The sequence below is a fragment of the Bacillus sp. SN32 genome, from assembly GCF_002837495.1.
GTDB classification, from domain to species: Bacteria; Bacillota; Bacilli; order Bacillales; family Bacillaceae; genus Bacillus; species Bacillus subtilis.
In genome coordinates this window covers 1343526-1356068 of sequence record NZ_PJCT01000001.1, presented here as the reverse complement: position 1 = coordinate 1356068, position 12543 = coordinate 1343526, and the positions used below count along the sequence as shown (strand labels likewise).

The following is a 12543-nucleotide window of genomic DNA, read 5'->3' as shown; positions in this document are numbered from 1 at the left end:
TTTCGGCGCTTTTCTTATTTGAATATAGATACAATCGCATTCCAGATAGATACGAAGAAATCAATGACTTTCTGGATGAAGTTTTTGCCTTCATCTGATTCTATGAATTTCGTAATCTTATCTTTCGCTTTATCTAGCTGGTCACTGACCTGTCCCCAGTCAATGTCAGCGTTTTTCATCTTATTGAATAGGGAGACAAGCTGGTTCTTTTGGCTGTCTGTAAGTGTGACGTTTAAATCAGAAGCTGCGTCGTCCACTTGTTTTTCGATGTCAGCTTTATTATCAGGCACCCCGTTTTTAGCAAACTCTTCTTTGATTTTTGCAATCAGGGCTGCCGCATTCTCGTTACCGATTTTGTCTCCAAGCTCTGATGTCGTGACAAGCTCTTGGTTGGCGACTTGCTTAACATCCTCCGAGATCGCTTCGTCAGAAGAAACTTCATAAGCCTTAATCAATCCAGTTAAAGCGGCAGTCCCGGATACTTCAAACGGTGCTGTAACATACACCTTCGCATCTTTAACACCGGCTGTCATCAGTGCATTCAGGTACATTTCATCTGTGATGCTGCTGATATTATGGGTCTCAACATTCAATCCGGAGCCTTTTTTGGCAATGGTGATTGACGATGAAGAAATCGCTCTCGATCCGATTTGCGCGTTCGATATATATTTTCCTAAATATTCATGTTCTTCCTTATTGGTCACGGTTACCGTTGTGGCATTATCAGGGACATTCATTTCATCAAGCACTTTTTGTTTGTCGGATTCTGACAAATCAGCACCAAGTGTTACAATGACATCTCCAACTGCGGCATCCGCGAGACTGACCTTCGGAAGCGTCAGCAGCAAAACGGCCGCTGCCAGCATTCCAATCCAAATTTTCTTCAAAGCAGTTTGACCTCCTTCAATTTCACAAGCAGCTGGATAGTGCTGCTTTGTGAGGACCTGAATCATGAAAAATACAGTTCCGTTAGGTTAGACGGAGATAAAGAGATTCAGGTTTCATTTTTATTTTTTAGTAAAGCCCGGGAGATTCGTTTTCCCCCGAAAGGTGTGGTATAATAGCCGCGACAAGGAGAGACAGGCTATAACCTATCATACATAATCTCCTTTGAAAATTAAAATAAAGAAAGTAGGCATACAATTGAAAACAGGTTACTTTTTATTAGAAGACGGGAACAAAATTGAATTTGAACTTTATCCTGAAGCTGCACCTGGAACTGTCGCAAACTTTGAAAAGCTTGCGAACGAAGGCTTTTATGACGGGCTTACATTCCACCGAGTGATTCCTGGCTTCGTCAGTCAAGGCGGCTGCCCGCACGGAACTGGTACTGGCGGCCCAGGATACACAATCAAATGTGAAACAGAAGGCAACCCGCATACACATGAGGCGGGCGCACTTTCTATGGCACATGCCGGAAAAGACACTGGCGGCAGCCAATTTTTCATCGTTCATGAGCCACAGCCTCATTTGAACGGTGTTCACACTGTATTTGGTAAAGTAACAAGCGGATTAGAATTCGCGAAAAACATGTCTAATGGCGATGTCATGAAAGAAGTTCGCGTAGAAGGCTAATCGGCAGGCAAAAGGCTTCCTCTTAGAGAGGAAGCTTTTTTTATTGGCCAAAAATGTTCAATAAAAAACCGCCGAGTGCTGATGGCGGTTGGTAAACCGGGTTTTTAAGGAAGGAGATTTCTCAATCCCCAAATAAATACATTAAAAAGTTTTGGTGACGTTCTGATCAGTAAATTGATGATTAATCATTTTAGCCTTGCTTACAAAGTTATTTTCAAAGACAATTCCTGTGTTTAAACCTCCGGAGCCAAACACAGATTTGGACAAAGTTAAAGGCCTGATCATAAAAGCGCCGCCTACGTTAATTACACTGTTCCCGGAAACGTTGTTTATATTAATAGGATAATCAATCATACTATCAAGTCTCCTTTCATATCATTCTATTTTTTATATGTATTAGTGCTAGAGTTGATTAGCGTAAACTTATCGGCAAAAATATTTAGGAGATGCCTGTTTTTATTGATTTATAAAAATGCTCGAAAAAAGCGCCTCCTTTATAGCTTCCGGAAGCCCAGCTACCTGTCTATTCTTTTAACTACTCTGAATGCGGCAGCTGCTTTTCTGGCGAATGTAATAGGATCATCCTGTGCTGACTCAAAGTGCATATACATTGCACACAGCTCACTAAATAACCAGTGGTTATGCAATGCAGTAATCGTCATACGCCGCATCCTAGTTCGGAGAGCAAAGAATTTACCTCTTTATGTACGAAACTAAGTGAAATACTTTATCATTGCGAACCTCAAACGGGAAAAATGGGGAATGGCCAAGGAATGAGGTAGGCAAACAAACACCTGACTCGGTGGCAGAACGAACTGCCCAAAATTTTGGCAAACTCCCTGCGTATTTTTTGTTTCTTCCCATTTCATGCTGTTGCTCCTCCTTGTCAAAAAAGAATGTATGAGTGACGAGTATAGGAGAGAAGATCCCGCCATAGACAATGTTGTTGGACGACTGAAGGTGAAATTGTGCTGATTATACAAAAAGTGGATTGGGAATGATAAAAGGACAAAAAAGTTTAAGGAGAAACACATGCAAGTTTTGACGGGGTTACTTGAACAGCATGGATATTCCGTCTTGTTTATTGTGTTAATGTTAGAGCTTCTAACTTTACTTGGACCGGGAGAGTTTCTGATGGGTTATGCCGGTGTTCTCGTGTTTCAAGAAAAGTTAAACTGGGTGCTAAGCATGTTAGCGGCCGGATTGGGGAGCTGTGCGGGAGTGAGCATGTCGTATTGGATCGGGTATAGACTGGGCCCAGCTGCAATTTCAGAAAGCTTTTGCGTCGAGAGGTGTTCTGTTAGCCATTATTGTTCTAACCTTTTTTTGGACAATATTCAGAGGGCGAGGTCGGAAAATTGAACTCTCTTTCTTATTTTTCCTAGTCGTTGGTGGAGAGCTTTATGAAGAGGGAATTAGACGGCTCTTTCATTCCCTTCATCCTGTTCACGCTCCCTTTGGAAAATCATGTATTATATCCATTCCCGAGCGAACAGACGTTAACGGCATTTGTCATTTTGGGTTTTTGTGCTTATCTTTTTGTTCGTCATTCTCACAAGGCGCGTCTGCAAACTGTTGCTTTTTTTTGTTGATTATCGTTTTATTCCTCATCGGGCTGATCGTGTGTACGCGTTAATGAGCAGTATCCGAGTGATGTTGCTGCGGGTTACGCCTTCGGCGGTGTTTGGCTGGGTTTAAATGTTTTGGCCATGGAGCTTTTCCGTTTCTCCAGAAGATTTACCAAGCTGAGAAACGAACCCAATTAGTATGTAATCAAAATTAAGTAAACTTTAAAGTAGTACGGGTCATTGGGATTGGTATTTTGTAGTAAAATAAATCAAACAAACGTGATGTAATGAAAAGGAGATCGTGATATGGACAACAAAGGCTGTATAAAATGCGGCAGTACTGAAGCCGGACAAAAAGAAATAGCCACAACCGGTACGGGATTATCAAAGCTGTTTGACGTGCAGCATAACCGATTTCTAGTGGTTTACTGTAAGAACTGCGGATATTCAGAATTTTATAATAAAGAGTCTTCAACTGCTGGGAATATATTGGATTTATTTTTTGGAGGCTGATCCATGTTTTCGAGCTTGAATGATTTTAAACATATTATGAAAGCAAAAAACGGAGTGCGGTTATCACCTGTGAAATAGGTTGCCGCAAACATTCCAGTAACCTTCATGACGTGAATTGTTTTGTCAAGTGCCATGGGTATCATGGACTGGGAGATCAATGGAATGCAGTAAATGAACAAACTGTTCGTAACCTCATGCCTTATATACGATTTAAAGATTTTGCATATGAGAACTCTCTTTCTTCTGAGTCCATCGCTTCTGAATTATGCGATTCATTTCTTTCAATATTTTCAGGCTTAGTTATGATCGACAAGAAAAAAATAGGCATGATGTGGGTAGAAGAGAAAGATTAACAGTTTGTAAAATCACTTCAAAGGTCCTAATGGGATTTTTTTTCGATTCGTGATAACATAAATTGAAGACCGTTGTTTATTGGAGGAAATCAGTTGAAATCAGAAAATGTTTCGAAGAAAAAAACAATATTAGAATGGGCAAAAGCAATTGTGATTGCTGTCGTTCTTGCTTTGCTCATTCGCAACTTTATTTTTGCGCCGTATGTCGTTGACGGTGAATCCATGGAACCTACACTTCACGATCGTGAAAGGGTCTTTGTCAATATGACAGTCAAATACATCGGCGAGTTTGATAGAGGAGACATCGTCGTGTTAAACGGAGATGATGTTCACTATGTCAAACGTATTATCGGCCTTCCCGGCGATACGGTTGAGATGAAAAATGACCAGCTCTATATCAACGGGAAAAAGGTGGACGAACCTTATTTGGCGGCTAATAAAAAGAGAGCGAAACAGGACGGTTTTGACCATTTGACCGATGATTTCGGCCCGGTTAAAGTGCCTGATAACAAGTATTTTGTGATGGGCGACAACCGTCGGAATTCAATGGACAGCCGTAACGGTCTTGGCCTCTTCACGAAAAAACAAATTGCGGGTACGTCAAAGTTTGTTTTCTACCCGTTTAACGAAATGCGCAAAACAAATTAGGATCAAGCAGTTTCCCATTGGGGCTGCTTTTTTTATATCTTTTTTACGGTCATCCCCTAAAAACAGAACATAAATTCGTATATCTATAGAAAAGAAATTTTTGCAGAAATGTGAAACATATTCCCGTTATGCATCGTTATATTAATAATTTACGAGAATTTACGGTTTTTTATTCATGAAAAAAAGGAATAACTCATATGTATGAATAGATTCATATTGGCTGGAGGTTTAGAAATGGGAAGAATAAAAACCAAGATTACCATTCTGTTAGTGCTTTTGCTTTTACTTGCAGGCGGTTATATGTACATAAATGATGTTGAGCTGAAGGATGTTCCGACAGCAATTGGACAAACCTTGTCCTCGGAAGAAGAGGAATACACCATCCAGGAATATAAAGTGACGAAAATTGACGGCTCAGAGTATCATGGAGTAGCAGAAAACGGAACGAAAATCATCTTCAACGGAAAAAAATTAAATCAGGATTTATCTGATATAAAAGAAGGTGACAAGATTAAGGCATACTTCAGCAAATCAAAGCGGATCGACGGATTAATCAAGGTTGCAAAAGTGAATGATTAACAAAACATCACCTTTCGGATCGAAGGGTGATGTTTTGTTTTTCTCAAATTGTAAGTTTATTTCATTGCGTACTTTAAAAAGGATCGCTATAATAGCCAATAAGGACAAATGAATAAAGATTGTATCCTTCGGGGCAGGGTGGAAATCCCGACCGGCGGTAGTAAAGCACATTTGCTTTAGAGCCCGTGACCCGTGTGCATAAGCACGCGGTGGATTCAGTTTAAGCTGAAGCCGACAGTGAAAGTCTGGATGGGAGAAGGATGATGAACCGCTATGCAAATGGTCAAAAATGCATAGTGTTATTTCCTATTGCGTAAAATACCTAAAGCCCCGAATTTTTTATAAATTCGGGGCTTTTTTGACGGTAAATAGCAAAAGAGGGGAGGGAAACAAATGGAAGAGTATTATATGAAGCTGGCATTAGATCTTGCGAAGCAGGGCGAAGGACAGACCGAATCCAATCCGCTCGTCGGTGCTGTTGTCGTAAAGGACGGACAAATTGTCGGAATGGGCGCCCATTTAAAATATGGTGAAGCTCATGCAGAAGTTCATGCCATCCATATGGCTGGAGCACATGCAGAGGGTGCCGACATTTACGTTACACTCGAACCGTGCAGCCATTACGGAAAAACACCGCCATGTGCAGAATTGATTATCAACTCTGGCATCAAAAGAGTGTTCGTGGCGATGAGAGATCCTAATCCGCTTGTGGCTGGAAGAGGGATCAGCATGATCAAAGAAGCCGGCATTGAGGTAAGGGAAGGCATCCTGGCAGACCAGGCGGAGAGGCTGAATGAAAAATTTCTGCACTTTATGAGGACAGGCCTTCCGTACGTCACGCTAAAAGCGGCTGCCAGCCTTGACGGCAAGATAGCTACCAGCACGGGTGACAGCAAATGGATCACGTCAGAGGCTGCAAGACAGGATGCTCAGCAATACAGGAAAACACACCAAAGCATTTTAGTCGGAGTTGGCACAGTGAACGCCGACAATCCGAGCTTAACCTGCAGACTGCCGAATGTAACAAAACAGCCGGTTCGGGTCATACTTGATACCGTACTCTCGATTCCTGAGGACGCTAAAGTGATTTGCGATCAAATAGCGCCGACATGGATTTTTACGACGGCACGCGCAGACGAGGAAAAGAAAAAACGGCTTTCAGCTTTCGGAGTGAACATATTTACACTTGAAACCGAGCGCATTCAAATTCCCGATGTTTTGAAGATCCTAGCGGAAGAAGGTATCATGTCGGTGTATGTGGAAGGCGGTTCAGCTGTTCACGGAAGCTTTGTCAAAGAAGGCTGTTTTCAAGAAATCATCTTCTATTTTGCCCCTAAACTAATCGGAGGAACGCATGCTCCCAGCTTAATCTCCGGTGAAGGTTTTCAATCAATGAAAGATGTCCCCTTATTACAATTCACTGATATAACCCAAATCGGCCGTGATATCAAACTGACGGCAAAACCGACAAAGGAATAGGATGGTGACCATGTTTACAGGAATTATCGAAGAAACAGGCACAATCGAATCCATGAAAAAAGCAGGGCATTCAATGGCCTTAACTATTAAATGCTCAAAGATTTTAGAGGATGTTCATCTTGGCGACAGCATTGCAGTGAACGGCATTTGTTTGACTGTCACTGATTTTACAAAAAATCAATTCACAGTGGATGTTATGCCTGAAACAGTCAAAGCTACGTCACTGAATGATTTAACAAAAGGAAGCAAAGTAAATCTGGAAAGAGCGATGGCGGCAAACGGCCGTTTCGGAGGCCATTTCGTCTCAGGCCATGTCGACGGAACTGCGGAAATCACACGAATTGAAGAGAAAAGCAACGCAGTTTACTATGATTTAAAAATGGACCCGTCATTAACAAAAACATTGGTTTTAAAGGGATCAATTACTGTGGATGGCGTGAGCTTAACCATATTCGGCCTGACAGAAGACACAGTGACGATCTCCTTAATACCGCATACGATCAGCGAAACGATTTTTTCAGAAAAAACGATCGGCTCTAAAGTGAATATCGAATGCGATATGATCGGAAAATATATGTATCGATTTTTGCATAAAGCCAATGAAAATAAGACCCAACAAACCATTACAAAAGCCTTCTTAAGCGAAAACGGCTTTTAGAGAGGAAGATTTGCATGTTTCATCCGATAGAAGAAGCACTGGACGCTTTAAAAAAAGGCGAAGTCATCATCGTTGTAGATGATGAAGACAGAGAAAATGAAGGAGACTTTGTGGCTCTTGCCGAGCATGCAACGCCGGAAGTCATTAACTTTATGGCGACACATGGGAGAGGACTGATCTGCACGCCGCTCAGTGAGGAAATCGCAGACAGGCTTGATCTTCACCCTATGGTTGAGCATAATACAGATTCTCACCACACTGCATTTACCGTAAGCATAGACCATCGTGAAACGAAGACAGGTATCAGCGCTCAAGAAAGATCTTTTACCGTTCAAGCATTGCTGGACAGCAAATCCGTGCCATCTGATTTTCAGCGTCCGGGGCACATTTTTCCGCTGATTGCGAAAAAAGGAGGTGTCCTGAAAAGAGCGGGCCATACAGAAGCTGCTGTTGATCTTGCTGAAGCTTGCGGATCTCCAGGAGCCGGCGTCATTTGTGAAATTATGAATGAAGACGGAACGATGGCGAGAGTGCCTGAGCTCATTGAAATTGCGAAAAAGCATCAATTAAAAATGATCACCATTAAGGATTTGATTCAATACCGTTACAATCTGACAACACTTGTCGAGCGTGAAGTTGACATTACGCTGCCTACTGATTTTGGGACATTTAAGGTTTATGGATACACAAATGAGGTAGATGGAAAAGAGCATGTCGCATTTGTGATGGGAGAGGTGCCGTTCGGAGAAGAACCGGTATTGGTCCGGGTGCATTCAGAATGTCTCACAGGTGACGTGTTTGGGTCTCATCGCTGTGACTGCGGACCGCAGCTGCACGCCGCGCTGAACCAAATTGCCGCAGAAGGCCGTGGAGTGCTTCTGTACTTGCGCCAAGAAGGACGAGGCATCGGTTTAATCAATAAATTAAAAGCTTATAAGCTTCAGGAACAAGGTTATGACACCGTAGAAGCCAATGAGGCGCTTGGATTCTTGCCGGATCTTCGCAACTATGGCATCGGAGCACAAATTTTACGCGACCTCGGTGTCCGGAATATGAAGCTTTTGACGAATAATCCGCGAAAAATCGCAGGCCTTGAAGGCTACGGACTCAGTATTTCAGAAAGAGTGCCGCTTCAAATGGAGGCGAAAGAACACAATAAAAAATATTTGCAAACCAAAATGAACAAGCTAGGTCATTTACTTCATTTCTAATCACAAATATCACAAAAAAGGATGGGAATCATATGAATATCATACAAGGAAATTTAGTTGGTACAGGTCTTAAAATCGGAATCGTAGTAGGAAGATTTAATGATTTTATTACGAGCAAGCTGCTGAGCGGAGCAGAAGATGCGCTGCTCAGACATGGCGTAGACACAAATGACATTGATGTGGCTTGGGTTCCAGGCGCATTTGAAATACCGTTTGCTGCGAAAAAAATGGCGGAAACAAAAAAATATGATGCTATTATCACATTGGGCACTGTCATCAGAGGCGCGACGACACATTACGATTATGTCTGCAATGAAGCTGCAAAAGGCATCGCGCAAGCAGCAAACACTACTGGTGTACCTGTCATCTTTGGAATTGTAACAACTGAAAACATCGAACAGGCTATCGAGCGTGCCGGCACAAAAGCGGGCAACAAAGGTGTAGATTGTGCTGTTTCTGCCATTGAAATGGCAAATTTAAACCGCTCATTTGAATAATTTGCTGAAAACAGTTTAAAAATATGGCGAAAATGATATAATGTGAGAAAACGGATCACCTATTCGTATCCGTTAATAGCAGACTGGACATTTTGGATATAGAGGGGTTTTTATGTTAATTCGTTATAAAAAATCGTTTGAAAAGATTGCGATGGGGCTTCTTTCGTTTATGCCGAATGAAAAAGACCTTAAGCAGCTTCAGCAGACAATTAAGGACTACGAAACGGATACAGACCGCCAGCTCTTTCTTTGGAAAGAGGACGAGGATATCGTCGGAGCAATCGGAGTCGAAAAAAAGGATTCTGAGGTTGAGATCCGGCATATCAGTGTGAATCCTTCTCATCGCCATCAAGGAATCGGAAAACAGATGATGGATGCTTTAAAGCATTTATTCAAAACGCAAGTACTGGTTCCAAATGAATTAACGCAGAGCTTTTTCGAACGTTGTCAAGGTCAGCAGGATCAAGACATTTCATACAATAATTAAGCAGAGGCTGTCATCAGCCTCTGCTTTAGTTTGATGACAAAATCCGAAAACAGTTTTGTTTTAGGTTTTTGTCATCCTTTCAGCGCGATTGAAAACCCTTGAAGTCTAGGAAAGCTGAGCATTGGATCGGAGCGAATGTTTTCATTCGTGAGCACCAACGCACAGGCTTGACAACGAATGCGAGGGTTTGTCGACACGCTGAGCAGAGGCTGTGATCAGTCTCTGCTTTTTTTTCTGCGTTCTATTTCTTTTTCACGTTCACGGATGACGTCAGTCCGATCCCGCAAACGGTGTTTGTCGATAAGAAATATGTTGCTGAGTGCACTGGGCTGCCCCCATGTATACTTTTTTTCCCTGCATTCGATCCTGCATGCTTCCTCCAGTTTCTCATCTTTGATTGGCAGCATAATGCTTTTATAGGCAGAGCCGGTTTCGATTTGTTCGTAAACCGATTGCATAAGCTCGAGCAAACGGCCATGATCGAGCCCTAAGTCTTCGACTGCCCGGTGTTCTGCTTTGAGAATTCGGATGCTGTTTGCCATCAGTCTTTTTGCCCCGGCTGTATTCTGCCTTCTGTGATGATATAAAGCAACTGCAAGCTGAATAAAGCCGACCCAATAGCGTTTTCGTTTCTTTGGCGGATCTTCCTTCCAATATTCTTCTAATATTTCATGGCATTCAAAATAATCCCGTGTCGCGTGAAACTCAACGAGATAATCTATATAAGCTTTCGGATACAAGGTGCTTCCTCCTTTAATGTGCTTTTAGTGTACCATAGAAGGGATAAAAGGAAAAAAGAACGCTCGGCCTCTATTGCTTCTTAGAAAGGAAAACCAGAAGCTAAGGCTTTTTCTCCCGCTTCAGCGCTCCGAGCAAACACCTCTCGTGTTTTGAATATTCTGTACAAACTTGTTCAAAACAGGAAATGAAATAGTATTGGACGAGAGCTTTTTGGTGGCTTATACTATAGGGTAGCCAGTTTTTCCGGCAATGAGAGTGATACTTGAAAATGGTGAGATGATGGAAGAATATCAAGTGAAAATTGATACGTTTGAGGGCCCATTGGACCTGCTGCTTCATTTAATCAATCGTCTTGAAATTGACATATATGATATACCTGTGGCGAAGATCACTGAACAATATTTATTATATGTACATACGATGCGTGTGCTTGAGCTCGATATGGCCAGCGAGTATTTGGTTATGGCTGCCACGCTGCTCAGCATTAAAAGCAGAATGCTGCTCCCGAAGCAAGAGGAGGAGCTTTTTGAAGATGAATTACTTGAAGAAGAAGATCCGCGGGAGGAACTGATTGAAAAGCTGATTGAGTATCGAAAATATAAAGATGCGGCGAAGGATTTAAAAGAACGGGAAGAAGAAAGACAAAAATCGTTCACGAAACCGCCGAGTGATTTGAGTGAATATGCAAAAGAAGTAAAACAGTCTGAGCAAAAGCTCTCTGTCACGGTCTATGATATGATCGGAGCTTTTCAAAAAGTGCTGAAACGCAAAAAAATAAACAGGCCGATGGAAACAACAATTACAAGACAGGACATACCAATCGAAGCCAGAATGAACGAAATCGTGCACAGCTTGAAATCTAGAGGAACGAGAATCAACTTTATGGATCTGTTTCCATATGAGCAAAAAGAACATTTAGTAGTGACCTTTCTAGCTGTTCTTGAGCTGATGAAAAATCAGCTGGTCCTCATTGAACAGGAGCACAATTTTTCAGATATTTACATTACGGGGAGTGAATCCATTCATGGGGCTTGATATCGTGAATTGGAAAGCTATTGTGGAAGCCCTTCTTTATGCGGCAGGCGATGAAGGGCTTACAAAAAAGCAGCTGTTAACAGTGCTTGAAATCGAAGAGCCTGAACTGAACACGATCATGGCGGATGTGGCGGACGAATACCGCGGAGATACACGAGGGATTGAACTTATTGAGTATGCAGATACGTACATGCTCTCTACCAAAAAAGACTTTGCGCCTTACTTGAAAAAACTGATTGAAGTGCCGTCAAAGGGCCTTTCTCAAGCATCTTTAGAAGTACTGGCCATTGTTTCATACAAACAGCCAATTACGAGAGCAGAAATTGAAGAAATCAGAGGAGTAAAATCAGAGCGGATTTTACACAGTCTTGTCGCGAAGGCGCTATTGTGTGAAGTAGGGCGTGCCGATGGTCCGGGGCGGGCCATTTTATACGGTACTACGCCGACTTTTCTTGAACAATTCGGTCTGAAAACGCTGGACGAGCTTCCGCCGCTGCCTGAAAATGCGGAAGAAGACGTTCTTCAAGAAGAAGCAGATTTATTTTTTGAAAACTTTAACCAAACCTTCGAAGATATAAAATAGAAGTTTAATGAATCGCGCTTTTTCATCATCATAAGATATAAGGAAGAAGCTATCATGAAAGAAGCAAAATGTGAGAGACAAATACATGAGGGGAAGATACCAAACGAAATGGGACATTCGATTGTGCGAGCGCAGACTCAAAAAACAGGCGAATTCTTATCAATGGTTGTCAATACCGTGAACGATTACCTAAATCAAACGACGCTTGAGTCCTTACAGGCTGAATTGCCTATTGAAAAAGGATACTGCTGTGATGTGCTGAGCACTCTGAGAAGAATGGCAGTATTTTGTGAAGGAGGCGCAGAAGCGTGCCGCCGTCTCCTGATGCAGGAGCCTTTTCAGGAAGCCAGAGCGGAAAAAACACTTTATAATGTGTATCACCAATGCATTGAAGAGTTCTTTATGCCGAAAAAAGACACGTGGTGTGAAAATAGCCGGGCGTCTTATACTGGGGTCAGCGCAATTGAGTTTTATCATGCTGTTCCTGCGTCGCTTGAGCAATTATTATTGCCGTTGAGCGCGGCCTTTCTGAAGATGAGGGAAGAGCTGGCTCATTACGAAGCGTCCGGATCAAGCATGGCGCCAATCAGATAACGTTTACTCTCCCTTTTTCAGG

General features: G+C 42.3%; 17 protein-coding genes, 1 pseudogene and 1 riboswitch. Of the genes and pseudogenes, 13 read left to right on the top strand and 5 right to left on the bottom strand.

Annotated features, from left to right (window positions below):
* Positions 1-14: 14 nt before the first annotated feature.
* The gene (locus tag CW370_RS06920) at positions 15-887 is read right to left on the bottom strand and encodes a DUF1002 domain-containing protein (protein WP_101169532.1); all 873 of its coding nucleotides are present in this window, start codon (positions 885-887) and stop codon (positions 15-17) included.
* A 256-nt stretch (positions 888-1143) separates the two neighbouring features.
* Between CW370_RS06920 and CW370_RS06910 the strand changes: the two genes are divergently transcribed.
* The gene (locus tag CW370_RS06910; protein ID WP_003223931.1) at positions 1144-1575 is read left to right on the top strand and encodes a peptidylprolyl isomerase; all 432 of its coding nucleotides are present in this window, start codon (positions 1144-1146) and stop codon (positions 1573-1575) included.
* A gap of 141 nt (positions 1576-1716) precedes the next feature.
* On the opposite strand, the gene CW370_RS06905 is transcribed toward CW370_RS06910, so the two are convergent.
* Together CW370_RS06905 and CW370_RS21495 are read right to left on the bottom strand one after the other, a co-directional pair.
* A complete protein-coding gene (locus CW370_RS06905) occupies positions 1717-1929 on the bottom strand; it encodes a spore germination protein (protein ID WP_003230479.1) in 213 nt (70 codons plus the stop codon).
* Between the two features lie 161 nt (positions 1930-2090).
* A complete protein-coding gene (locus tag CW370_RS21495) occupies positions 2091-2186 on the bottom strand; it encodes a hypothetical protein (protein ID WP_234398217.1) in 96 nt (31 codons plus the stop codon).
* A gap of 421 nt (positions 2187-2607) precedes the next feature.
* Here CW370_RS21495 and CW370_RS06895 point away from each other — a divergent pair.
* Both CW370_RS06895 and CW370_RS06885 read left to right on the top strand, forming a co-directional pair.
* A pseudogene (locus tag CW370_RS06895) lies at positions 2608-2825 on the top strand (hypothetical protein).
* 624 nt (positions 2826-3449) lie between these two features.
* Positions 3450-3656: a zinc ribbon domain-containing protein gene (locus CW370_RS06885; RefSeq protein ID WP_003230483.1), complete on the top strand. Its 207-nt coding sequence runs from the start codon at positions 3450-3452 to the stop codon at positions 3654-3656.
* On the opposite strand, the gene CW370_RS06880 is transcribed toward CW370_RS06885, so the two are convergent.
* A complete protein-coding gene (locus CW370_RS06880; RefSeq protein ID WP_069703885.1) occupies positions 3599-3835 on the bottom strand; it encodes a hypothetical protein in 237 nt (78 codons plus the stop codon). The two genes, CW370_RS06885 and CW370_RS06880, sit on opposite strands and share 58 nt — an antisense overlap.
* Positions 3836-4102: 267 nt before the next feature.
* Between CW370_RS06880 and sipS the strand changes: the two genes are divergently transcribed.
* From sipS to ribT, 7 genes are all read left to right on the top strand, one after another.
* Positions 4103-4657: a signal peptidase I sipS gene (gene sipS, locus CW370_RS06875; protein WP_014477226.1), complete on the top strand. Its 555-nt coding sequence runs from the start codon at positions 4103-4105 to the stop codon at positions 4655-4657.
* A 234-nt stretch (positions 4658-4891) separates the two neighbouring features.
* The gene (locus CW370_RS06870; protein ID WP_003230488.1) at positions 4892-5236 is read left to right on the top strand and encodes a hypothetical protein; all 345 of its coding nucleotides are present in this window, start codon (positions 4892-4894) and stop codon (positions 5234-5236) included.
* 120 nt (positions 5237-5356) lie between these two features.
* Positions 5357-5501, top strand: a riboswitch (FMN riboswitch).
* 128 nt (positions 5502-5629) lie between these two features.
* Positions 5630-6715 carry a bifunctional diaminohydroxyphosphoribosylaminopyrimidine deaminase/5-amino-6-(5-phosphoribosylamino)uracil reductase RibD gene (ribD, locus tag CW370_RS06865; protein ID WP_101169531.1) on the top strand — a complete coding sequence of 362 codons (1086 nt, stop codon included), beginning with the start codon at positions 5630-5632 and terminating at the stop codon, positions 6713-6715.
* A gap of 10 nt (positions 6716-6725) precedes the next feature.
* Positions 6726-7373, top strand: coding sequence for a riboflavin synthase subunit alpha (gene ribE, locus CW370_RS06860; protein WP_014480161.1), 648 nt, complete (start codon positions 6726-6728; stop codon positions 7371-7373).
* 14 nt (positions 7374-7387) lie between these two features.
* The gene (locus tag CW370_RS06855; protein ID WP_003230496.1) at positions 7388-8584 is read left to right on the top strand and encodes a bifunctional 3,4-dihydroxy-2-butanone-4-phosphate synthase/GTP cyclohydrolase II; all 1197 of its coding nucleotides are present in this window, start codon (positions 7388-7390) and stop codon (positions 8582-8584) included.
* Positions 8585-8616: 32 nt separating this feature from the next.
* Positions 8617-9081 (top strand): 6,7-dimethyl-8-ribityllumazine synthase, encoded by a 465-nt coding sequence (gene ribH / locus CW370_RS06850; RefSeq protein WP_003223915.1) that lies wholly within the window; start codon positions 8617-8619, stop codon positions 9079-9081.
* Positions 9082-9193: 112 nt separating this feature from the next.
* Positions 9194-9568 carry a GNAT family N-acetyltransferase RibT gene (ribT, locus tag CW370_RS06845; RefSeq protein WP_003223910.1) on the top strand — a complete coding sequence of 125 codons (375 nt, stop codon included), beginning with the start codon at positions 9194-9196 and terminating at the stop codon, positions 9566-9568.
* A 215-nt stretch (positions 9569-9783) separates the two neighbouring features.
* On the opposite strand, the gene CW370_RS06840 is transcribed toward ribT, so the two are convergent.
* Positions 9784-10308 (bottom strand): DUF309 domain-containing protein, encoded by a 525-nt coding sequence (locus CW370_RS06840; RefSeq protein ID WP_024573264.1) that lies wholly within the window; start codon positions 10306-10308, stop codon positions 9784-9786.
* Positions 10309-10588: 280 nt separating this feature from the next.
* Between CW370_RS06840 and scpA the strand changes: the two genes are divergently transcribed.
* The 3 genes from scpA to CW370_RS06825 are packed head-to-tail and all read left to right on the top strand — an operon-like array spanning position 10589 to position 12521.
* On the top strand, positions 10589-11344 hold the full coding sequence (gene scpA, locus CW370_RS06835) for a segregation/condensation protein A (protein ID WP_014477220.1): 756 nt from the start codon (positions 10589-10591) through the stop codon (positions 11342-11344).
* Positions 11334-11927 carry an SMC-Scp complex subunit ScpB gene (gene scpB, locus CW370_RS06830; RefSeq protein ID WP_003223904.1) on the top strand — a complete coding sequence of 198 codons (594 nt, stop codon included), beginning with the start codon at positions 11334-11336 and terminating at the stop codon, positions 11925-11927. The genes scpA and scpB overlap by 11 nt, the downstream gene beginning before the upstream one ends.
* A 54-nt stretch (positions 11928-11981) precedes the next feature.
* Positions 11982-12521, top strand: a complete 540-nt coding sequence (locus CW370_RS06825; protein ID WP_004399065.1) for a YpuI family protein — start codon at positions 11982-11984, stop codon at positions 12519-12521.
* Positions 12522-12543 lie beyond the last annotated feature (22 nt).

What these genes read in the sequence shown, in the direction of transcription:
- ribE (WP_014480161.1), top strand. Translation starts at nt 6,726, where the DNA reads ATGTTTACAGGAATTATCGAAGAAACAGGCACAATCGAATCCATGAAA.
- scpA (WP_014477220.1), top strand. Translation starts at nt 10,589, where the DNA reads ATGGAAGAATATCAAGTGAAAATTGATACGTTTGAGGGCCCATTGGAC.
- ribT (WP_003223910.1), top strand. Translation starts at nt 9,194, where the DNA reads ATGTTAATTCGTTATAAAAAATCGTTTGAAAAGATTGCGATGGGGCTT.
- scpB (WP_003223904.1), top strand. Translation starts at nt 11,334, where the DNA reads ATGGGGCTTGATATCGTGAATTGGAAAGCTATTGTGGAAGCCCTTCTT.
- CW370_RS21495 (WP_234398217.1), bottom strand. Translation starts at nt 2,186, where the DNA reads ATGTATATGCACTTTGAGTCAGCACAGGATGATCCTATTACATTCGCC.
- CW370_RS06885 (WP_003230483.1), top strand. Translation starts at nt 3,450, where the DNA reads ATGGACAACAAAGGCTGTATAAAATGCGGCAGTACTGAAGCCGGACAA.
- CW370_RS06855 (WP_003230496.1), top strand. Translation starts at nt 7,388, where the DNA reads ATGTTTCATCCGATAGAAGAAGCACTGGACGCTTTAAAAAAAGGCGAA.
- ribD (WP_101169531.1), top strand. Translation starts at nt 5,630, where the DNA reads ATGGAAGAGTATTATATGAAGCTGGCATTAGATCTTGCGAAGCAGGGC.
- CW370_RS06905 (WP_003230479.1), bottom strand. Translation starts at nt 1,929, where the DNA reads ATGATTGATTATCCTATTAATATAAACAACGTTTCCGGGAACAGTGTA.
- CW370_RS06870 (WP_003230488.1), top strand. Translation starts at nt 4,892, where the DNA reads ATGGGAAGAATAAAAACCAAGATTACCATTCTGTTAGTGCTTTTGCTT.
- CW370_RS06825 (WP_004399065.1), top strand. Translation starts at nt 11,982, where the DNA reads ATGAAAGAAGCAAAATGTGAGAGACAAATACATGAGGGGAAGATACCA.
- ribH (WP_003223915.1), top strand. Translation starts at nt 8,617, where the DNA reads ATGAATATCATACAAGGAAATTTAGTTGGTACAGGTCTTAAAATCGGA.